Here is a 21,012-nt window from a genome sequence, read left to right on the forward strand (position 1 = left end):
TCACGCCGGAAAGGTCTTTGGGAAACGCTCTGCCTTTTCCGCGAGAAAGGCCGTTTCGGAATCATAGAGACCCAGGCGGCCCAGAAGGGCGCTGGTCGTCTCGCCGGCGGCCTGGGCTTCTTTGAACAAACTGCGCGACAAGGCCCAATCCTGGGCGCGCTGCGCCAGCCGGGCCTTGCAGAAAAGCAGCAGAGTGAGCGTGAAGGGCAGGCGGCGAAGGTCTTCGGGCGAGGGGGGATCGCTGAGCAACGCTCTCCAGCTGGCCGGGTCCGGCTCCAGATCGATGCCCCAGTTGGCGGCAAGGTCTTCTTGGGAGCGTTTGACGCCTGCTTCCACCTCTCCCCAATCTCCGGTTCCAAGCGCCAGCATCAGGCGGCGGGCCCGGAAACCGCGGGCGAAAAGAGGGGAGTCCGGCGGGCTTTCGCAGCGCTGCGTCAGGTAGTCCAGGTAGAGCTTCTGGGCATCCTGGGGATCGCGCCGCTGCGGGGCCTGGGCGCTGGCGCAGGCCAGGAGTTGGCCACCCTCGGCCGTGACCTCCACGAAGGCAAAGCCTGCGCGCCGCAACATCTGCTCCAAGGCCGAAGCACTGAAGAGCTGAAGATGTTCGGGCGGAGCGAGCAGACGCAAGACCAAGGCTTCGGTCGCCTCCTCGTCGATGAGCGCGCCGTTGGGCGTCGACAGGAACAACACACCCTCGTCGGTCAGACAACTGCGGAAGCCTTGAAGCAGCGACAGCGGCGCTTCCAGGTGCTCGATCAGCTCCCACGCCTGGATGACATCGAAGGGTCCGCCAAGCCGTGGGTCGGCGGGCTCGAAGATATCGTTGATCAGGGAGAAGCCCAGAGCTTCTGCTGCTTTGGCGGAATCCCCCGAGGGGTCCACCCCCAGCGCCTCCGCGCCCAGGAATTTCTGCGCGAAGTCGGCGCCGATGCCGATGCCGCAACCGACGTCGAGCACCCGCCGCGGCGTGGGTGCGGCGAGCGCGCGCAGACCGTAGCTTTGCGTGTCGAAGGCGCAAAAGAACTCGATTGAACCGCGCAGCGCCAGCTCTTCGGTAAGGCTGCGCAGCTCACCGGAGTCCTCAGGCCCCTTCGAGCAGCGCTCCGAGAGCAGGCTATGGCAACGGTCACAGCGATGGTAGTTGAGCCAGGGTGTCGCCGCTCCCGATAGTTGGATGGAGAGCAGATAGGCATGACCGCCCGCCGATCCGCAGATCGGGCAGTCCGTCTTCGCATCCGCCAGGGACAGATGCCTGACCCGCGCTTCACCCTGCATGGGCCGACATCTCCTCGGCGAAAGCAGCGGCCCGCTCGGTCAGCCGCGCCAGCATCACGTCCATCAATCCGAGCGGCGACAGACTCGCCTGCGTAAAGCGTCCGGCGGCAGCCGAAAGCATGAAAAGAGACACAGCCCTCTCCTTGTCCTGGCTGCGCTGCGCCTGCCGCGCCTGGGCGAAGATCACCAGAGCCAGGGGAATCGGAAGCCCGGTCAGCTTTTCCGGCGACGGCGGCGACGCGAAGAGCGTGGCAAGCCGTTCCGAATCCCTCTCCAGGATGATGTTCCAGCAGCGCTCGAGGTCCCGGTCGAACCAGGCGAGCAGGGCGTCGACCTCGCGCCAGCCGCCCTCCGACAGGGCCTGGAACAGCCGCCGGGCCTGGAAGCCCCGCTTGAAGTCGCCGCCGTCCGGCAGTGTGGCCGCGCGGCGCTCCAGATAATCGCGGTAGAGCGCCCAACCTTCCTCCGCTGAGCATCTCTCCGGCAGAACCTCCCCGGCCGCCACGACGATCTGGTCGCCGATGCGTTCGGCCTCGACCTCTTTGAAACCGGCCGCCCGGAGCAGCGAAACCAGGGCGCGTTCGCTGAAGAGGTGCAGGTGGCTAGGCGGCGCCAGCGCGCCGATCACTTGCGCGGGGTCGGCGTCGCGCGTGACGGCCTCCGCCGCTGGCGTGGAGAGCAGCAGCAGCCCTTCCGGGCTCAATTGGCTGCGAAAGGATTCGATCATGGCGCGGGGTCGTTCCAGATGCTCGATCAACTCCCAGGCCTGGATCAGGTCGAAGGGGCCGCCCGCCGGCGGGGCGGAGGGATCGTAGTAGGCCTCGATCAGCGGAAAGGAGAGGGCTTTGGCGGCGTAGGCCGCGTCTTCGGAGGGATCGATCCCGGTCGCCTGGCAGCCGTAGAGGATCGACGCGCAATCCGGCCCGACACCAAGCCCGCAGCCTACGTCCAGCATGCGCTCGGGCCGGAACCCGCGAAAGCTGCGCAGGCCATAGATCTGGCGGCCAAAGGAACAGAAGAGCTCCACCGCGGTCCGCCGTGCGAGTTGCCCGGCGAGGGCGCCGTAAGGGGAGGCCTGCCGGTGCAGCCCGACATCGCCCTTTCCCGTCAGGCTCGCGCAATCCGGGCAGCGGAAGAAGCTCAGCCAAGGCCCGGTTTCACCCGCCCTGACCAACGCCAGCTCGAACGGCTGCGCGCCATGGCGTCCGCAGCCCTGACAGGTCAGCTCCGCCGAGGCGGGGCCGTCATAGCTGATCCGGGACTGTCCGGCAGGTGTATCCAAGGCGTTGCTTCACTCTCTGACGGGATCGAGGGTCGGTGCGCGCGCAAGACTCAAAGGGGAAATCAAGCAGAAAGCGCATGCTAGCAAAGCCCTGGAGCCAGGCAAAGCCGCTCGGCCGATAGACTCTTGTGCTGCGGGCCGCAAAGCGACATATCTATGGGAACGCGTGGCGTTACGCAGGACCGCGCCGTGGAACGAAATGAAAGGGATGAGACCATGAAGGCATTTGTCGCAGGGACCCTGGCGGCCGTCATCATCGCGGTGGGCGCCGCAATCGCGCTGGATAGTCTCGGTCTCTCGAGCGAGGCGGTCTATTCGACCGACAACGTCCGGCTCGGCCAGTAAGGCGGGTTACTCCTTCGCCTCTGCCTCGCGCAGCAGCGTGAGGATTGCATCTTCCCCGATCATCTCCGCCGCCTCAAAGGCGGTCCAGCCGTCCTTGGCGACCGGCTTGGTGCTGGCGCCGGCTTCCAGCAGCAGACGAACCATGTCGTAGTCGCCCCGGTTCGCGGCGAACATCAGCGCGGTGTTCCCGCTTTCCACGGCCGGTGCGTTGACGTCCGCCCCCGCCGCGATCAGGCGTTGGGCGGCGTCATGCTGCCCGGTGCGCGCGGCTTCCAAGAGAGGCGGCCGTCCCTCGCGGCCTGGCGCGTCCGGGTCCGCGCCCAGTTCCAAGAGCCGTTCCAGAGAGGAGCGAATCCCCCAATAGGCGGCGATGCCGAGCGCTGTCGCGCCCTCGGGCCCGCGCGCGTTCAGGTCCAGCCCGAGCTCGGCGAGCCGGGTGAGGGTGCGCGGCGATTCCGCCTGCACGGCCAGATGCAAGGCGCCGGAGCCGTCGTTCAGCCGCGCCGCCGGGTCGGCCCCCGCCTCCAGCAGGAAATCCAGCGCGGGCCGGTTGCCCCGGCTGGCGGCGGCCAGAAAGGGCGTCATGCCGTCGTCCGCGCTGGCGTTCACCTGGGCGCCCCGCGCCAGAAGCTCGGGGATGAGCGGGAAGGCCAGGGGCTCGAAGGAGGCCTCGATCAGGGCTGTGTTGCCGTCGCGTCCATCGCGGGATTCGATGTCCGCCCCGGCGTCCAGAAGGGCGGCCAGGGCGGGCTTGTTGCCGCTTTGCGCGGCGATGTGCAGCGGCGTGCGCTCGAAGTCGCGGTCGCGCGGCTCCACCTCGGCCCCGGCGTCGATCAGGACCCGGACCACCTCGGCGCTGCCCGCCGCAGCCGCCACGTGCAGAGGACGCCGGCCCGAGGGGTCCTCGGCCTCGATCTCAGCGCCCCGCTCCAAGGCGAAGGCTGCGAGTTCGGCATTGTTCTCCGCTGCGGCCTGGAACAGCGCGACGGTGGGGACCGACGGCTCTTCCTGAGCCTGCGCGGGGGCTGGAAGCATCAGGAGAGCGAGGCTCAGCAGCGCTGCCGCGAGAGCTCCGCCCCAGCGAGACTGGCGTGGGTCACCCAAGCGGCTACTCCGCGGCCACCTTGTCGCCCAGCGCTTCGATCTTGGCCGCGCAGAACTTGAACTCCGGGATCTTCCCATAGGGATCGAGCTTCGGGTTGGTCAGCAGGTTGGCTGCGGCCTCGGTGAAGCAGAAGGGGATGAAGACCATTCCCTCCGGCACGTCGCCGTCGGCGCGCAGGGTGATGGTCACCTCTCCGCGGCGCGTGGCGACCTTGATCTTCCCGCCGGGTTCGACGCCGATGCGCTTGACCTCCCGCGGGTTGACCGCTGCCACCGCCTCGGGCTCCAGAGCGTCCAGGTTGCCCGCGCGCCGAGTCATGGCCCCGGTGTGCCAGTGTTCCAGCAGGCGCCCGGTGGTCAGCACCCAGGGGAACTCGACGTCCGGCAGCTCGTCGGGCGGCAGCAGCTCCGTCGGCACCAGCTTGCCGCGCCCGCTCTTGGTCGGGAAAGCCTCGCCGAAGATGATCTCGTTGCCCGGCTTGTCGGGGGCGTCGCAGGGGTAGGTGACCGCTTCTTCGCGCTCCAGCCGCTCCCAGGTGATGTTGTTGAGCGAGGGCATGGCCTGCTTCATCTCGGCGAAGACGTCCCAGGGGCCCTCGTAGGACCAATCCAGCCCCATGCGCTTGGCGATCTCGGTGGTGATCCACCAGTCCTGGCGGGCGTCGCCCGGCGGCGGCACGGCGGGACGGGCGATCTGCACCTGACGGTTGGTGTTGGTGAAGGTGCCCCACTTCTCGGCATGGGCCGAGGCCGGTAGGATGACGTCGGCGTGCCAGGCGGTTTCGGTCATGAAGATGTCCTGCACCACCAGGTGTTCCAGCTTGGCCAGCGCCTGGCGGGCGTGTTTCTGGTCGGGGTCGGACATGGCCGGGTTTTCGCCCAGGATGTACATGCCCTTGATCTGGTCCGCGAGGATGGCGTCGACGATCTCGACCACCGTCAGGCCCTTGTCTCCATCGAGCTCGGTGCCCCAGAAGTCCTCATAGAACTTCTTGATGCCCTCGTCGCCCACCGCCTTGTAGTCCGGATAGACCATGGGGATGAGGCCGGCGTCGGAGGCGCCCTGCACGTTGTTCTGACCGCGCAGCGGATGCAGGCCCGTGCCGGGCCGCCCGACCTGTCCCGTGGTCAGCGCCAGCGAGATCAGGCAGCGCGCGTTGTCGGTGCCGTGGGTGTGCTGGGAAATGCCCATGCCCCAGAAGATGATGGAGTTCTGGGCGGTCGCGTAGCTGCGCGCCACGTCGCGGATGACCGCTGCTGGAATCTCGCAGACCTTCTCCATCTCCTCGGGCGGGAAGGCCTTCACGCGCTCGGCCAGTTCCTCGAAGCCCTCTGTGTGGGCCTGGATGTACTGCTTGTCGTAGAGCTCTTCCGTCACGATCACGTTCAGCATGGCGTTCAAGAGCGCGACGTCGGTGCCCGGCTTGAACTGCAGCATCGCGGTCGCATAGCGGCTGAGCGCATGCTTGCGCGGGTCCAGCACGTAGAGCTTGGCGCCGCGCTTGGCCGCCTGCTTCAGATAGGTGGCGGCGACCGGGTGGTTCTGTCCGGGGCGCGCGCCGATCACGATGATGCAGTCCGCCTTCTCGGCCGCGCGGAAGGGCGCGGTCACCGCGCCGGAGCCGATGCCCTCCATCAGGGCGGCGACGGAGGAGGCATGGCAGAGCCGCGTGCAGTGGTCGACGTTGTTGGTGTGGAAGCCCTGGCGGATCAGCTTCTGGAACAGATAGGCCTCTTCGTTCGAGCCCTTGGCCGAGCCGAACCCGGCGATGCCCTTGGGGCCGTGCTCCTCATAGACCTTCTTCAGGCCGGCGGTCGCGCGCTCCAACGCCTCTTCCCAGCTGGCCTCGCGGAAGTGGGTGAGGGGGTTGCCGTCGGCCACCTTGTCGTCCCAGGCCTTGGGCGCGTCCTCGCGGCGGATCAGCGGCTTGGTCAGGCGGTTGGGGTTGTGGATGTAGTCGAAGCCGAAGCGGCCCTTGACGCAGAGCCGGTTCTCGTTCGCCGGGCCGTTACGCCCGTCGACCTGGACGACCTTGTCGTCCTTCACGTGGACGGTGGTCTGGCAGCCGACGCCGCAATAGGGGCAGAGGCTGTCCACGGTCTTGTCGGAATAGACGCTGCGCTTGCCGGTCTCGTCGAGAAGGTTGGCTTCCATCAGCGCGCCCGTGGGGCAGGCCTGCACGCACTCGCCGCAGGCCACGCAGGTCGACTCGCCCATGGCGGAATCGAAGTCGAAGATGATCTGCGCCTTGGAGCCGCGGTAGGCCATGCCGATCACGTCGTTGACCTGCACTTCGCGGCAGGCCCTGACACAGAGATTGCAGTGGATGCAGGCGTCGAGATTGACGGCCATGGCCGGGTGGCTGTTGTCGATCACGGATCCTTCGGCCTTCGGAAAGCGGCTTTCGGTCACGCCCATGTCGGCGGCCCAGTGCCAGAACTTGGACTCCGGGTCGTGCGCGACCTCCCGCTTGGGCTGGTCGGCGACCAGCAGCTCGAACACCATGTCGCGGGCCTTCTTGGCGCGCTCACTGGCGGTCTTGACCTTCATGCCCTCGGCGGGCTCGCGGATGCAGGAGGCGGCGAGCACCCGCTCGCCCTCGATCTCCACCATGCAGGCGCGGCAGTTGCCGTCCGCCCGGTAGCCGGGTTCCGGCTGGTAGCAGAGGTGCGGGATCTCCACGCCCTGGCGCTGGGCGACCTGCCAGATGGTCTCGCCCGCGGCAGCTTCGACTGTCTCGCCATTCAGCTCGAAAGTGATCTTGGTCTCGGCCATGGGTGATCAGAGCTCCTCTGGGAAGTATTTGAGAGCGCAGAGCAGGGGGTTGGGCGCGGCCTGCCCGAGGCCGCAGATGGAGGCGTCGATCATCAGCTTCGACAGCTCCTGAAGCAGGGGCTGGTCCCATTCGGCCTCTTTCAGCAGCGCGACGGCCTTTTCCGTGCCGACGCGGCAGGGGGTGCACTGACCGCAGGACTCGTCCTCGAAGAAGCGCATGAGGTTCAGGACGGCGGCGCGGATCGAGTCCTTGTCCGAGAGCACCACGATGGCTGCGGAGCCGATGAAGCAGCCGTGTTCCTGAAGCGTGTCGAAGTCGAGCGGCACGTCGCCCAGGGAGGCGGGCAGGATGCCGCCCGATGCGCCGCCGGGGAGGTAGGCCTTGAAGCTGTGGCCTTCTTCCATGCCGCCGCAGTAGTCCTCGATCAGCTGTTTCATGGTGATGCCGGCGGGGGCCAGCTTCACGCCCGGCTCCTTGACGCGGCCCGAAACCGAGAAGGAACGCAGGCCCTTGCGGCCGTTCATCCCCTCGTCGGCGAACCAGGAGGCGCCGTTCTCCAGGATGTCGCGCACCCAGTGCAGCGTCTCGACGTTGTGGTTCAGGGTCGGACGGCCGAAGAGGCCGACCTGGGCGATGTAGGGCGGGCGGTGGCGGGGCAGGCCGCGCTTGCCCTCGATGGACTCGAGCATCGCCGACTCCTCGCCGCAGATGTAGGCCCCGGCGCCGCGCCGCAGTTCCAGCGGGCAGTGGGCGGTCAGGCCCTCCTCGGCGAGGCGCGCCATCTCCCGGCGCAGAATCTCCAGGACGGCGGGGTACTCGTCGCGCATGTAGACGTAGCCCGCCTCGCAGCCGACCGCCCAGGCGGCGATCAGCGTGCCCTCCAGGAAGCGGTGCGGGTCGCGCTCCAGATAGTGGCGGTCCTTGAAGGTGCCGGGCTCGCCCTCGTCGCCGTTGACGGTCAGGAGGCGCGGTCCGGGCTGCTGGCGGACGATGCCCCACTTGCGCCCGGCCGGGAAGCCCGCGCCGCCCAGGCCGCGCAGGTTGGAGTCCGAAAGGGTCTTGATGACCTCCTCGGCGTCGCGCTCGCCCGACAGGCAGGCGCGCAGCAACTGGTAGCCGCCCTCCGCGACATAGGCGTCGAGGTCCTTGTAGGCCGGGATCTCGGGGTGGAAGTGCTGCCCGGCGATCGTCTCGGCGATGCTCTCGACAGTGGCGGAATCGACATGGTTGTGCCCGACCTCGGCGGCGGGCGCGCAGTGGCAGCGGCCCATGCAGGGGGCGCGGAGCACCCGCACATCGGCGCCCAGACGCTCGGGCAGTTCGGCCAGCAGCTTCTCCGAGCCCATCATCTCGCAGGTGATGGAATCGCAGACGCGGACCGTGACGGCGGGCGGCGGCGTCTCGCCGTCCAGCACGATATCGAAGTGGGCGTAGAAGGAGGCGACCTCGTAGACCTCGGCCATGGGGATGGAGAGAGCCTGGGACAGCGCCTGCAGATGGCCCGCCGGCAGATGGCCGACGGCGTCCTGGATCAGGTGGAGGTATTCGATCAGCCGGTCGCGCCGCAGGGGCTGTTCGCCCTCCAGCAGCTTCGTCACCTCGGCCTCGGCGGCCTCCTCCAACTGGCGGCCCTTCGGAAAGCCTGGTTGAAAGCGGCGCCCGGAACCGGGGGGAATGCTGCGGTCGATGCCGCGTGCGCTGATGGCGTCGTCCATGGGCATGGCTTTAATCTCTTCTCATCCCGTTAATAGTCTTCGGCATCCACCACCTCCAACTCTATGCGGCGGCGGTCGATCAGCACCTTCCCGGCGTTCTCGAAGTTCACCGTGATGCGGTCGCCGATGGCCGATTGGACCTGCCCCAATCCCCAGTCCGGTTGCTGGGGGTGGCGGACAATGGTTCCCGGTACCAGCTCCACTTTTCGGCAAACCTCTCTCTCCGGCCTTTTCGTGATGTTAGTCTATAGGTAACGTCGGCCATGCAAACATGCTCGCACGCGACAGGGGGCTTTGGCATTGCGACAAGTCAAAGGGTCCCAGGGTGCGGTTGGCTGAGCTTCTGAGCGCCCGGATTTGCCACGATCTGGTGAATCCCGTCGGCGCCTGCAACAACGGGTTGGACATGCTCTCCGACCCCAGTTCCGATATTTTCGATGAAGCCCGTCAGTTGGCCATCGACAGCGGGCGCTCGGCGGCGCGCACCCTGCAATACTTCCGTCTCGCCTACGGGACGGCCGCGGCGCGGGCCGGACCGGGCGGCTCCGACGTGAAGCGCCAGGTCGAGGAGTTCTTCTCCGAGGGCGCCGTTCAGATCTCCTGGTCCGATGAGAGCTACAACGACCCGATAGACGCGCCCCTGACCAAGCTGCTTTTGAACCTGTTGCTGGTGGCGGATGAGTCCCTGCCGCGGGGCGGGTCGCTATCGGTCCAGATCGTGGCCACCGGGGCGGGCGGGCATGAAATCGCGATCCTTGCCATGGGCGAGGGCGCGCGGCTGCGCGAGGAAACCGCCGAGGGACTTAAGCGCGACTTGCCGGACAGCGCGCTCAACACGCGGAACATCCAGGGCGTCTTCACCCGCGTCCTCTCGGTCTCCCTGGGCGCGGAACTCGGCGTCGACGACAGTCAGGACAACTGCGTGATCTTCTCGGTTGCCACCTGATAGGGCGCCAGCCCCCAGGCTTGCCAAGGGAACTCCCTAGATCTCTGAAAATCAGCCTTTGCTGAACGAAAGCTGTTGACGCCCGGCTCGGGAAGCCTTACCTCTTAGCTCGCAAGTGATAATCAGTCTCATTCGCACATGGCGGGTGAGACCAGTCAAGACCCTCTCTGCCGCCGGGATGGCGGCAAAGCTCAAGCAACCTTCTGCCGCCGGGACGGCGGCAGAGTCCTGAAAGACACCGGGAAAGGAGTCCTTCCAATCATGTTCGACGCTCGCGGCAAATTCCTTGCCTTCACCCCCCTGTCCCTAGCGGCTGCGGCGGTGGCCGGCCTGACGCTCTTCTCCGGCGCCGCCGAGGCGCAGGAGAAGGTGCTGAACATCTATAGCGCGCGCCACTACCAGACGGACGAGCAGCTCTACGAAGGCTTCACCGAAGCCACCGGCATCGAGATCAACCGGATCGAGGGCAAGGATGATGCGCTCATCGAGCGCCTGAAGAGCGAAGGGCGGAACAGCCCCGCCGACATCCTGATCACCGTGGACGCCGGACGGCTCTGGCGCGCGGAGGAGGCAGGGCTGTTTCAGCCGGTCGAGTCCGAGGTCTTGAACCAGCGCATCCCCGCGAACCTGCGCCATCCCGACGGCGATTGGTTCGGCTTTTCGACCCGCGCGCGGCTGATCTTCTACAACAAGGAGAATGTCGATCCCTCGGGCCTGGAGCGCTACGAGGACCTCGCGGCGCCCCAGTGGAAGGGGCAGGTCTGCATCCGCTCCTCCTCCAACATCTATAACCTCTCGCTGATGGGCTCGATCATTGAGGCCAACGGCGAGGCGGCGGCCCAGGACTGGGCCGAGGGCGTCGTTGCGAACATGGCGCGCGAACCCCAGGGCGGCGATACCGATCAGCTCCGCGCGGTGGCCGCCGGGGAATGCGGCGTGGCCGTCGCCAACAGCTACTACTACTTCCGCCTTCTGCGCTCCGACGACGCCGAAGACCGCGCGGTGGCCGAGAAGCTGGGCGTGGTGCTGCCCAACCAGCAGGACCGTGGCGTGCACGTGAACATCTCGGGCGCCGGCGTGGCGGCTCACGCTCCGCACCCAGAGAACGCCGTTGCCTTCCTGGAATACCTCGCGAGCGACGCCGCGCAGCACTACTTCGCGGACGGCAACAACGAGTTTCCGGCGGTCGAAAGCGTGGAGGCGAACGAAACCGTCCAGTCGCTGGGCGACTTCAAGATCGATCCCGTCAACGTCTCGGTCTATGGCGAGAACCAGCCGAAGGCCCAGATGATCTTCGACCGCGCTGGCTGGAAGTAACGAACCGCCGGCCAGCAATCATCAGAGATTTCGGATTCTCCCTTCCTCACCTGGATCCGAAACACTCGCCCCGCGGATGGCCTTTGCCCCTCCGCGGGGTTTTTTCTTGGGGTTTGCGTAAAAGGGGGGAGGCTAGCCCCGGCTGCCGCCGTGACCGGGCCGCGACCGGGCGATGGCGCGGCTGAGCAGGATGACGGGAAGGATGCCGACCACGACGATCGCCAGGGCGGAGGTGGAGGCCTCGGTAAGGCGCTCGTCGGCGGCGAGGTTGTAGGCCTGGACCGCCAGGGTGTCGAGGTTGAAGGGGCGCATCACCAGCGTTGCCGGAAGCTCCTTCATGACGTCCACAAAGACGACCAGCCCCGCGCTCAGAAGACCGGTGCGGATGATCGGCAGGTGCACCTCGCGCAGGGCGCCGAAGGGGCCGCGTCCCAGACTGCGCGCGGCATCGTCCATGCTGGCCCGCACCTTGGTGAGGCTGGATTCGACAGCGTTGAGGGAGACCGCCAGGAAACGCACCAGGTAGGCGAAGACCAAGGCCGCCATGGTGCCGGTGAGAAGCAGGCCGGTGGAGACCCCGAAGCTGTCGCGCATCAGACCGTCCAGCCAGTTGTCGAAACGCGCGAAGGGGATCAGCACGCCGACCGCGATCACCGTGCCGGGAATGGCGTAGCCCATGGCCGCGAGCCGCGCCGCCAGGCGCGTGACGCCCAGCGGCGCCAGCCTCAAGGCGTAGGCGATCACGACCGCCAGCAGCACCGCCAGAACCGCCGTGATCCCGGCCAGCAGGAAAGAGTTCCCCGCAAGCTCGAAGAAGCGGCCGCCGAACTGCTGGTCGCCCGCCTCGACGGTCATCTTGATCAGCACAGCCGCCGGAAGGATGAATCCGAGGAGGAGCGGCAGCCCGCAGGCCAGGATCGCCCCGGTGGCGCGCCATCCTCTCAAGCGGTAGGGGGTCAACGCCTGATAGCGCTGGGTCGCCTGATGATAGCGCCGCGCGCCGCGCGAATAGCGCTCGGCGATCAGCAATAGGAAGACGAAGCCCAACAGCGCTGCCGAGAGCTGCGCGGCGGCGATGCGATCGCCCATGGAGAACCAGGCGCGCACGATCCCCGTGGTGAAGGTCTGAACCCCGAAATAGGAGACCGTGCCGAAATCCGCCAGGGTCTCCATCAGCGCCAGCGACAGGCCCGCGACCAGAGAGGGCCGGGCCAGCGGCAGGGCGACCCTGAAAAAGCTGCTCCAGGCCGTGCAGCCCAGCGTGCGGCTGACCTCCAGCGCGCAGATCGACTGCTCCATGAAGGCGCTGCGCGCCATGATGTAGACGTAAGGATAGAGCACCAGGGAGAGCAGCATGACCGCGCCGCTCAAGGAGCGGATGTTCGGAAACCAGTAGTCTTGCGCAGACCAGCCGGTGAGGTCCCGGATCATGCTCTGCAGCGGGCCGGAATACTGCAGGAAGTCGGTGTAGGTATAGGCCATGACGTAGGCGGGCACCGCCAGCGGCAGGACCATGGCCCACTCGAAGATCGGGCGGCCGGGAAAGCGGCACATGGTCACCAGCCAGGCCGAGGAGACGCCCATCAGCAGAACCCCGGCGCCGACCCCCAGCGCCAGCCAGAGGGTATTGGCGATATAGGTCGGCAGGACCGTGTCCGCGAGATGGCCCCAGGTGCCGCTGCCGGGCTGAAAGACGGTGAGAAGAACCGACAGCGTGGGAATCAGGAAGAGCGCGGCGATCAGGATCGCCGAAAAGGACAGCCAGCGGGCGCCCCGTCCGCGGGAGGAGAAACCTCCGCCACTACCGGAGGCGGGGAGGGAAGGAGTCTCGTCGATGCTGGCCAAGCCTTTGGAAGCCCTTATGGTTCGATCCGATTTGGAGGCGCGACTTTGCGCCTAATGAGAACGAATCGCAAGTGCGCGTCGGTAAAAGTCCGGGCCAGCGAAATTCCGGGCCAGCGAAAATCCGGGCCAGCGAAAAGGGCGGCTCCGCTTTCCGCTGGAGCCGCCCTTGTCGTCGGGGTCGCTTCTAGAACTTGGATAGGCCGGTTTCAGCCGTGTCTTAGGCGTTGACCGCTTTCTTGGTCTCGGCTTGCGTCTCGGCTTCGCCCTCCTCGAGGGTCTCGCCGGCGGGATCCGGGTCGCGCAGACGATAGCCGCGGCCCCAGACGGTCTCGATGTAGGTATCGCCGCCGGTCGCCTCGGACAGCTTCTTGCGCAGCTTGCAGACGAAGACGTCGATGATCTTCAGATCCGGCTCGTCCATGCCGCCATAGAGGTGGTTCAGGAAGTTCTCCTTGGTCAGGGTCGAGCCCTTGCGCAGGGAGAGCAGTTCGAGGATGGCGTATTCCTTGCCGGTCAGCTTGACCGGCTTGCCCTCGACCTCGGCCATCTTGTTCTCAAGATTGACCTCGAGCCGGCCGGTCCGGATGACGGCGTCGGAATGCCCGCGCGTGCGGCGGACTATGGCCTGAAGCCGGGCCACCAGTTCCAGCTTGTGGAAGGGTTTGGTCAGGTAGTCGTCGGCCCCGAAGCCCAGGCACTTGACCTTCTCGTCCAGGCCGGAAAGCCCCGACAGGACCAGAATTGGTGTGCCGACCTTCGCGTCGCGCAACCGCCGCAGGACGTCATAGCCGTCCATATCGGGCAGCATCAGGTCCAGAATGATGACGTCGTAGTCGTAGATCTTGGCGATTTCGAAGCCGTCCTCGCCGAGATCGGTTGAATCGCAGACGTAACCTTCGGAGCGGAGCATCATCTCGATGCTGCGCGCCGTGGCGGAATCGTCCTCTACCAGAAGTACTCTCATCGTCGCTCTCGCCCCCAACTCTTCAGATTGGTTAATATATTAAAATGTATCTTATCGAATTAAAAGTCTTTTTTTAACAGAGGGATATTGCGCTTTTTTCGATTCAAACTCGAAGCAATCCACACGCGTTACGAGTCGCGGAAAAGGCAGACTGCGCCAGCCTGCACCCTCATCTCCCTAATGATTATTGCCAATTGCTTAACAAGTGATTAACCGGCAATCAGAGTGCTTGAGCTTCGAAGCGTTTTGCATATACTCCGCCGCGACTTCGTTATTGGCCTTCTCTGGAGCTAGGGAATCGCAATGTCCTCTGTGAAGACCCGTTCTAACTACCGTCCGACGGAGAAGGAGGAGTTCATGAACCCCAAGATGCGGGAGTACTTCCGCGGCAAGCTTCTGGCTTGGCGGGAGGAACTGCTGCGGGAGTCCTCTGAAACTCTTCAACACCTTCAGTCGGAAAGCCTGGCGGAACCCGACATCGCCGATCGCGCCTCCCTGGAGACCGATCGCTCGCTAGAGCTGCGCACCCGCGACCGGGAGCGTAAGTTGATCGCCAAGATCGACATGGCGTTGCAGCGGATCGAGGATGGCACCTACGGCTACTGCGAGGAAACCGACGAGCCGATCAGCCTGCGCCGTCTAGAGGCCCGGCCGATCGCAACGCTCTCGATCGAAGCGCAGGAGCGCCATGAGCGCATGGAGCGCACGCAGCGCGACGACTGATCTCGCATTCAAATGCTGCGCACTTTTCCGCGCCGCCTTCCAACCGGAGGGCGGCGCGAACTTTTTCATTAAAAGAGTTTGCCCGCTCGAGGCATTTACCAGACTTCAATCTTTGGCTGCGATTCTCGTAAGCGTCGTCCCACCTTCGACTTACAGGGAACCCAGACGATGACGAAGAGACCAGACCTCTCCCAGGAATCCGGCGCCGAGCAGGCTCCGAAAGACGACCGCAGCCAGAACCAGCTGACCGCCAATCCCGTCTCCCAGGATCGCGGAGCTGTCGACTGCACTCAAGAAGACGCCAAGGCGGCCAAGGAGGCGGCCCCGAACATGGCCCGGGACAAGGGGGATGCCCTGACCCGGCTCGCCAACGACATTTCGCATGACTTCAACAACCTGATCACCTCGATCCTCGGCAACGCAGAGGCGCTGCGGCAGCGGTTCGAGGGAACGCCCAGCGCCCATGCCGAAATCGCCACGATCCGGGGCGAGGCGCAGCGGGCCGCCTCGATCCTGCGACGGCTCACCTCGGTCAGCGACGAGGCCCTCCTGACCACGCCCGTCACCTCGGAGCCACCGCTGCCCTCGGGCGACGAGAAGCTGGCGGGCGATGCGAATGGAGTGGGCGAGGTCGATGCCGATCTCGCGGTGCGACCGACCCGCGTTCTCCTGGCCGAGGACGACGCCTCGGTCCGGCGCATCGTGGCCCTGACCTTGCGCAAGAACGGCTACGAAGTGACGGCCTGCGCGACCGGTGAGGAGGCCTGGCAGGTTTTCGCCAAGTCGCCGAGCCGCTTCGATCTTCTGATCACGGATCTCTCGATGCCGGTGCTCGACGGCGCCAGCCTGATCCAGCGGGTGCGGCTTCTCCACCCCAGGCTCCGCGCGCTTTTGATCTCGGGCTACTGCGACGACCGTCAGGCGTTCGACCTGGTGAAGAGCGGTGCGGTGGGCTTCCTGCCCAAGCCCTTCAACACCAACGAGTTCCTGAGCTTCGTGCGCGGACACATGGAAGCCGCCTGACCGACGCTCGACGACGGCCCGCCGGTTTCCAGACGAACGGCTCAAGACCCAGGTTCTTCCCGCGCCCGGAACGGCTGCGCCCGGAACCGCTGCGCCCGGAACAGCGGGCCGCGGGCGATGGCGACCGCCAAGACCGGGCCTCCCTCTCCATGGGGCTACAAACGCGCAGCTCGGATTGGCGATCTTCCGGAAGGCAGGGCGACTCGGCGCAAACCCCTGGATTGCCGGGCAAAGGCTGGAGCAGGGGTGGAGGAAATCCTCCTCGACGAAGACCGGAACGCCTTCCCAGGCCCCTTGATGTTCTCCTTCCATTCGCGTTTTTGCTTGCGAAATGAGAACAAACCGGGCACATTGCGTCGAGATTGCGAAGCGTAACGGCCTTATGGGATAAGGAGACCTCGACCCATGAAAACCAGCTTGAGCCTCGTTGAAGGAGGAGCCGTGAATAAGGAAAAAGCCCTGGAAGCTGCGCTGTCGCAGATCGACCGCGCCTTCGGAAAAGGGTCGGTCATGCGCCTTGGTCAGCGCGACGCGGTGGAGATCGAGTCGGTCTCGACCGGGTCGCTCAGCCTGGACATCGCTCTGGGCATCGGCGGACTGCCGCGCGGCAGGGTCGTGGAAATCTACGGGCCGGAAAGTTCGGGCAAGACCACGCTCGCCCTTCACGTCGTCGCGGAAGCGCAGAAGGCCGGCGGCACCTGCGCCTTCATCGACGCCGAGCATGCGCTCGATCCCTCCTACGCCGGCAAGCTGGGCGTGAACATCGACGACCTGCTGATCTCCCAGCCCGACGCGGGGGAGCAGGCTCTCGAGATCGCCGATACGCTGGTGCGCTCCGGCGCGATCGACGTGCTGGTGGTGGACTCGGTGGCGGCCCTGGTGCCCCGGGCGGAGCTTGAAGGCGAGATGGGCGACCAGCTCCCCGGTCTTCAGGCGCGCCTGATGAGTCAGGCCCTGCGCAAGTTGACTTCCTCCATCGCCCGTTCCAACACGCTGGTGGTTTTCATCAACCAGATCCGCATGAAGATCGGCGTGATGTTCGGCAGCCCGGAGACCACGACCGGCGGCAACGCGCTCAAGTTCTATTCCTCCGTGCGTCTGGATATCCGGCGTATCGGCTCCATCAAGGACAAGGGCGACGTGGTCGGAAACCAGACCCGCGTCAAAGTGGTCAAGAACAAGGTGGCGCCGCCTTTCAGGACCGTCGAGTTCGACATCATGTACGGCGAGGGCGTCTCCAAGACCGGCGAACTGGTCGATCTCGGCGTGCAGGCGGGCATCGTGGAGAAGTCCGGCGCCTGGTTCTCCTGTGACGGACAGCGCATCGGTCAGGGTCGCGAGAACGCCAAGCAGTTCTTGAGGGAAAACCCCGATATGGCGCGCTCCATCGAGAACCGGATCCGGGAGAATGCCGGTGTCGTCGCCTCGGCCATGCTCGAAGGACCGGAAGCGCCTCCTTCGGAAGACGACGAGGGCGACGCGGCCGCGGGCGCGGAAGACTAAGGTTCGTCAGGTTCCTCTTCGTTCCTAGTCCAACAAATAAGGCGCCGCCTTCCCGAGAGAGAAGGCGGCGCCTTTTGCTTGCTCTGGCGGCGGCTTGGCGCTTAGCGCAGCGCGTCCGTGGCGGCGGTGAAGCCGGAGAGCGACAGCGGCAGGGTCACCGGCTGGCCGTCGCCGCGCACCACCTTGATGTTGGCGCGCGCGCCGGCCTTCCAGGAGGCGAACTGCTCGGCCGACAGCACGAAGCGCCCGGCGCATCCTTGCTGAGTGCACTGGACGTAGGGGATCGCGCCCATGGCGTTGCCGTCCACGTCGACGGAGATGCCGGCGGTCAGAATGACGCCCAGCGGGGCGATGATGCCGCCGAAGACGTCGCCGTTCTGCGGGTTGATCCCCACCTCCACGGCGATGACCGCCTGACCTTCCTGGTTCTTGACCTGCTGCACGGCGCGGCAGATCACGACCTGCGCCTGGGTGTCCGGGTTGGTGGCCTCGTTGCAGCGCATGGTCCAGTCGTTGAAGGTCTTGCCGTTCAACTCCATGCCCGGCGCCGCCATGCTGACCTGCGGGGCCAGCGCCATGATGGCGGCGGCGAACAGCGCCGCAGCCTTGATCTTCAATTTCGATGTCGTAGCAAACACGGGGGTTTCTGCCTCGTTGCGTCTTGTGCCGTCCCCGCTACTATCGCGGGAGACTTCGATGCTCGCGGCCAGTCTTAACGCCTGAGCCGCGGTATTTCCAGTGGCGATTCTTGCAGCGGGCTGTCCGCCGGACTGGTTGGCCGCCCAGTAGGCTGCGCTGTGCCCGCTGGACAGGGCCGCGGGCCAAGGCTAGAAAAGCCGCGCCCCGCCGTCTTCACCGCGCGGTGAAGTATTTTTGACGGCGATTGGGCGCAGGTCCCTTGAGGGGACGTCACCTGAGGCATAAGTTTCGCAGCATGCAAAGCACCAACGACATCCGCAGCCATTTCCTCAGCTACTTCGTGCGCAACGGGCACGAGGAGGTCGACTCCTCGCCGCTGGTGCCGCGCAACGATCCCACGCTGCTCTTCACCAACGCGGGCATGGTGCAGTTCAAGAATGTGTTCACCGGCGCCGAGCAGCGCCCCTACAAGCGCGCCGCCACCTCTCAGAAGTGCGTGCGCGCGGGCGGCAAGCACAATGACCTGGAGAACGTCGGCTACACCGCGCGCCACCACACTTTCTTCGAGATGCTGGGGAACTTCTCCTTTGGCGATTATTTCAAGGACGAGGCCATCGAGCTCGCCTGGAACCTGATCACCAAGGACTTCGGGCTGCCCAAGGAAAGGCTCTTGGCGACCGTCTATGCCGAGGACGATGAGGCCTTCGATCTCTGGGGCAAGATCGCCGGATTGCCGGAAGACCGGATCATCCGCATCCCGACATCCGATAACTTCTGGCAGATGGGCGATACCGGCCCCTGCGGGCCCTGCTCTGAGATCTTCTTCGATCACGGGCCGGAGATCCCCGGCGGCCCTCCAGGCAGCCCGGACGAGGACGGCGACCGCTTCATCGAAATCTGGAACCTGGTCTTCATGCAGTACGAGCAGATCGAGCCCGGCAAGCGGCTCGACCTGCCCAAGCCCTCCATCGACACCGGCATGGGGCTGGAGCGGATCGCCGCCGTGCTGCAGGGCAAGCACGACAACTACGACATCGACCTGATGCGCGCGTTGATCGAAGCCTCCGCCGAGGGCTCGAACCAGCCGGCGGACGGCGAGCATGCGGTCAGCCACCGGGTCATCGCCGACCACCTGCGGGCTTCTTCCTTCCTGATCGCCGACGGCGTGCTGCCCGCCAAGGACGGGCGCGGCTACGTGCTGCGCCGGATCATGCGCCGGGCCATGCGCCACGCCCACATTCTCGGCTGTCAGGAGCCGCTGATGCACCGTCTGGTGCCCGCGCTGGTCGGCCAGATGGGCGGTCACTATCCCGAGTTGAAGCGCGCGGAGGCCCTGATTTCCGAGACCCTGAAGCTGGAAGAGACCCGCTTCAAGGAAACGCTCGGCCGTGGCCTGAAGCTGCTGGAAGAGGAGACCGACCGCCTGGGCGAGGGCGAGACCCTGGCCGGTGAGGTGGCCTTCAAGCTCTACGACACCTTTGGTTTCCCGCTCGACCTCACCCAGGACATCCTGCGCGGCCAGGGCCGCAAGGTGGACGAGGCGGGCTTCAAGAGCTCCATGGAGGCGCAGCGCGCCGCTGCCCGGAAGGCCTGGTCCGGCTCCGGCGAGGCGGCGACAGACGCGGTCTGGTTCGGCCTGCAGGATAAGCTGGGCGCGACCGAGTTCCTCGGCTACGCCACCGAGGAGGCCGAAGGCAAGGTGACCGCGATCCTGCGCGACGGCAAGGAGGTGGAGAGCCTGGAGGAAGGGCAGGAGGGCATGATCCTCACCAACCAGACGCCCTTCTATGGCGAGTCCGGTGGCCAGATGGGCGATGCCGGCATCCTCTTCAGCGACGAGGGCGCGGAGTTCGCCGTGAGCGATACGCAGAAGAAGCTGGGCGAGCTGCACGTCCACATCGGCAAGCTGAACAAGGGCAACCTCAAGGTGGGCGACGTGGTGGAGCTGCGCGTGGACGGGGAGCGGCGCGCGCGCCTGCGCGCGAACCACTCGGCCACCCACCTGCTGCACGAGGCCCTGCGCCGCCGCCTGGGCGACCACGTCACCCAGAAGGGCTCGCTGGTGGCGCCGGACCGCTTGCGCTTCGACATCAGCCACCCGCGTCCCATGAGCCGGGAGGACATCCAGGCGGTCGAAGAGCTGGTCAACAAGCGGGTGGTCAAGAACGCCGAGGTGGCGACCCGCTACATGACCCCGGACGAGGCCATCGAGGAGGGCGCGCTGGCGCTCTTCGGCGAGAAGTACGGCGAGGAAGTCCGGGTCGTCTCCATGGGCGGCGAGGATGCGGAGAAGGGCGGCAAGGCCTATTCCACCGAGCTCTGCGGGGGCACCCACGTGCGCCGCATGGGCGATATCGGCTTCTTCAAGATCATCCGAGAGGAAGCGCTGGCTGCGGGCGTGCGCCGGATCGAGGCCATGACTGGCCCCGGCGCCTTGGCCTACGTCGAACAGCAGGAAGAGCTGTTGAGCGAGGCCGCCTCGGCGCTGAAGGTGGCGCCGGGTGAAGTGCCCCAGCGCGTCGCCTCCCTACTGGAGGAGCGCAAGAAGCTGGAGCGCGAACTGGCCGATGCGCGGCGCAAGCTGGCGACCGGCGGCGGCGGCGAGAGCGGGGCCGAGGCCAAGGAGGTCGGCGGCGTAAAGTTCGTTGCGCGGGTCCTGGAGGGTACGCCGCCCAAGGACCTGAAGCCCACGGCGGACGCGCTGAAGCAGAAGGTCGGCTCGGGCGTGGTCGTCCTGGTCGCCGTGAACGAGGGCAAGGCCTCCCTCGTGGTCGGCGTCACCGACGACCTGGCCGGCAAGATATCGGCGGTCGACCTGGTCCGCGTGGGGTCGGAAGCGCTCGGCGGCAAGGGCGGCGGCGGCCGCCCCGACATGGCCCTGGCCGGCGGCCCCGATGGCGACAAGGCCCAGGCAGCCATCGACGCGATCGAGGCCACGCTGGCGGGGTGAGCTACCAGTTTGGTTCCAGTCGGCCAGCACCTTCAGGGAGATCATCTTGTCGGGGTCGTCGACCATGCCGGACTGGCGGCCGGCCGGGGCCTTCTTGATCGCGTCCACGTGCTCCATGCCGTCGATCACGCGCCCGAAGGCGGTGTACTGGCCGTTCAGCCAGCCGGCCTCGGCGAAGGTGATGAAGAACTGGCTGTCGGCGCTGTCCGGGTGCTGGGCGCGGGCCATGCCGAGGGTGCCGCGGGTGAAGGGCACGTCGTTGAACTCGGCGGAGATGTTGATGCCCGAGCCGCCGCGCCCGGTGCCGTCGGGGTCGCCGGTCTGGGCCATGAAGCCGTCCATCACCCGGTGGAAGACGAGGCCGTCATAGAAGCCCTTGCGGGCCAGTTCCTTAACGCGCGCGACGTGCTGCGGTGCCTTGTCGGGGAACAGCTCGATCAGGACCTCGCCGTCCTTCAGTTCCATTACCAGGGTGTTTTCGGGGTCGCTCTGGGCTTGCGCCGTGGTCTCGCCGGCCATAAGTCCTCCAATCACAATCATGAGGCTGAGTATCAGTCGTTTCATCGGTCGCTCCGGTCTTTCTGTCTTTCGGGCGCGGTCCTGA

The 21,012-nt window shown here is 66.2% G+C and carries 16 protein-coding genes and 1 pseudogene; 7 read left to right on the forward strand and 10 right to left on the reverse strand.

The features are described 5' to 3' along the window. Positions 1-1,275 carry a class I SAM-dependent methyltransferase gene (locus tag P8X75_10390; protein ID MEJ1995603.1) on the reverse strand — a complete coding sequence of 425 codons (1,275 nt, stop codon included), beginning with the start codon at positions 1,273-1,275 and terminating at the stop codon, positions 1-3. Next, positions 1,265-2,557, reverse strand: a complete 1,293-nt coding sequence (locus tag P8X75_10395) for a class I SAM-dependent methyltransferase (GenBank protein ID MEJ1995604.1) — start codon at positions 2,555-2,557, stop codon at positions 1,265-1,267. The genes P8X75_10390 and P8X75_10395 overlap by 11 nt, the downstream gene beginning before the upstream one ends. A 216-nt stretch (positions 2,558-2,773) precedes the next feature. On the opposite strand from P8X75_10395, the gene P8X75_10400 reads away from it, so the two are divergent. Further along, positions 2,774-2,902, forward strand: a complete 129-nt coding sequence (locus tag P8X75_10400; GenBank protein ID MEJ1995605.1) for a hypothetical protein — start codon at positions 2,774-2,776, stop codon at positions 2,900-2,902. Positions 2,903-2,908: 6 nt separating this feature from the next. On the opposite strand, the gene P8X75_10405 is transcribed toward P8X75_10400, so the two are convergent. The 4 genes from P8X75_10405 to P8X75_10420 form a co-directional block, all read right to left on the reverse strand. Next, complete coding sequence (locus P8X75_10405) at positions 2,909-3,937, reverse strand: ankyrin repeat domain-containing protein (protein ID MEJ1995606.1); 1,029 nt, start codon at positions 3,935-3,937, stop codon at positions 2,909-2,911. Positions 3,938-4,010: 73 nt separating this feature from the next. After that, on the reverse strand, positions 4,011-6,782 hold the full coding sequence (gene fdhF / locus P8X75_10410) for a formate dehydrogenase subunit alpha (GenBank protein ID MEJ1995607.1): 2,772 nt from the start codon (positions 6,780-6,782) through the stop codon (positions 4,011-4,013). A gap of 6 nt (positions 6,783-6,788) precedes the next feature. Then, positions 6,789-8,504: an NAD(P)H-dependent oxidoreductase subunit E gene (locus P8X75_10415; GenBank protein MEJ1995608.1), complete on the reverse strand. Its 1,716-nt coding sequence runs from the start codon at positions 8,502-8,504 to the stop codon at positions 6,789-6,791. A 23-nt stretch (positions 8,505-8,527) separates the two neighbouring features. Continuing rightward, positions 8,528-8,701, reverse strand: a complete 174-nt coding sequence (locus tag P8X75_10420; GenBank protein MEJ1995609.1) for a DUF3553 domain-containing protein — start codon at positions 8,699-8,701, stop codon at positions 8,528-8,530. Between the two features lie 128 nt (positions 8,702-8,829). Between P8X75_10420 and P8X75_10425 the strand changes: the two genes are divergently transcribed. Both P8X75_10425 and P8X75_10430 read left to right on the forward strand, forming a co-directional pair. Then, positions 8,830-9,444 (forward strand): histidine phosphotransferase family protein, encoded by a 615-nt coding sequence (locus P8X75_10425; protein ID MEJ1995610.1) that lies wholly within the window; start codon positions 8,830-8,832, stop codon positions 9,442-9,444. A 261-nt stretch (positions 9,445-9,705) separates the two neighbouring features. After that, positions 9,706-10,761, forward strand: a complete 1,056-nt coding sequence (locus P8X75_10430; GenBank protein MEJ1995611.1) for a Fe(3+) ABC transporter substrate-binding protein — start codon at positions 9,706-9,708, stop codon at positions 10,759-10,761. A 132-nt stretch (positions 10,762-10,893) separates the two neighbouring features. Here P8X75_10430 and P8X75_10435 read toward each other — a convergent pair whose 3' ends face one another. Both P8X75_10435 and P8X75_10440 read right to left on the reverse strand, forming a co-directional pair. Next, positions 10,894-12,606 (reverse strand): iron ABC transporter permease, encoded by a 1,713-nt coding sequence (locus P8X75_10435; GenBank protein MEJ1995612.1) that lies wholly within the window; start codon positions 12,604-12,606, stop codon positions 10,894-10,896. A 217-nt stretch (positions 12,607-12,823) separates the two neighbouring features. Then, positions 12,824-13,570, reverse strand: coding sequence for a response regulator transcription factor (locus P8X75_10440; protein ID MEJ1995613.1), 747 nt, complete (start codon positions 13,568-13,570; stop codon positions 12,824-12,826). A 303-nt stretch (positions 13,571-13,873) separates the two neighbouring features. Here P8X75_10440 and dksA point away from each other — a divergent pair, with 303 nt between their 5' ends. From dksA to recA, 3 genes are all read left to right on the forward strand, one after another. Then, on the forward strand, positions 13,874-14,293 hold the full coding sequence (gene dksA / locus P8X75_10445; GenBank protein ID MEJ1995614.1) for an RNA polymerase-binding protein DksA: 420 nt from the start codon (positions 13,874-13,876) through the stop codon (positions 14,291-14,293). 168 nt (positions 14,294-14,461) lie between these two features. Next, positions 14,462-15,316 carry a response regulator gene (locus P8X75_10450; protein MEJ1995615.1) on the forward strand — a complete coding sequence of 285 codons (855 nt, stop codon included), beginning with the start codon at positions 14,462-14,464 and terminating at the stop codon, positions 15,314-15,316. Positions 15,317-15,721: 405 nt separating this feature from the next. Next, positions 15,722-16,819: a recombinase RecA gene (gene recA, locus P8X75_10455; GenBank protein ID MEJ1995616.1), complete on the forward strand. Its 1,098-nt coding sequence runs from the start codon at positions 15,722-15,724 to the stop codon at positions 16,817-16,819. Between the two features lie 101 nt (positions 16,820-16,920). Here the strand turns inward: recA and P8X75_10460 are convergent, their stop codons facing one another. After that, a complete protein-coding gene (locus P8X75_10460) occupies positions 16,921-17,436 on the reverse strand; it encodes an invasion associated locus B family protein (protein ID MEJ1995617.1) in 516 nt (171 codons plus the stop codon). A 317-nt stretch (positions 17,437-17,753) separates the two neighbouring features. Here P8X75_10460 and alaS point away from each other — a divergent pair, with 317 nt between their 5' ends. After that, a complete protein-coding gene (alaS, locus tag P8X75_10465) occupies positions 17,754-20,408 on the forward strand; it encodes an alanine--tRNA ligase (protein ID MEJ1995618.1) in 2,655 nt (884 codons plus the stop codon). Between the two features lie 18 nt (positions 20,409-20,426). Here alaS and P8X75_10470 read toward each other — a convergent pair. Continuing rightward, a pseudogene (locus tag P8X75_10470) lies at positions 20,427-20,927 on the reverse strand (peptidylprolyl isomerase). Positions 20,928-21,012 lie beyond the last annotated feature (85 nt).

Origin of the sequence: Limibacillus sp. (genome assembly GCA_037379885.1) — a bacterium.
GTDB lineage: Bacteria > Pseudomonadota > Alphaproteobacteria > Kiloniellales > CECT-8803 > JARRJC01.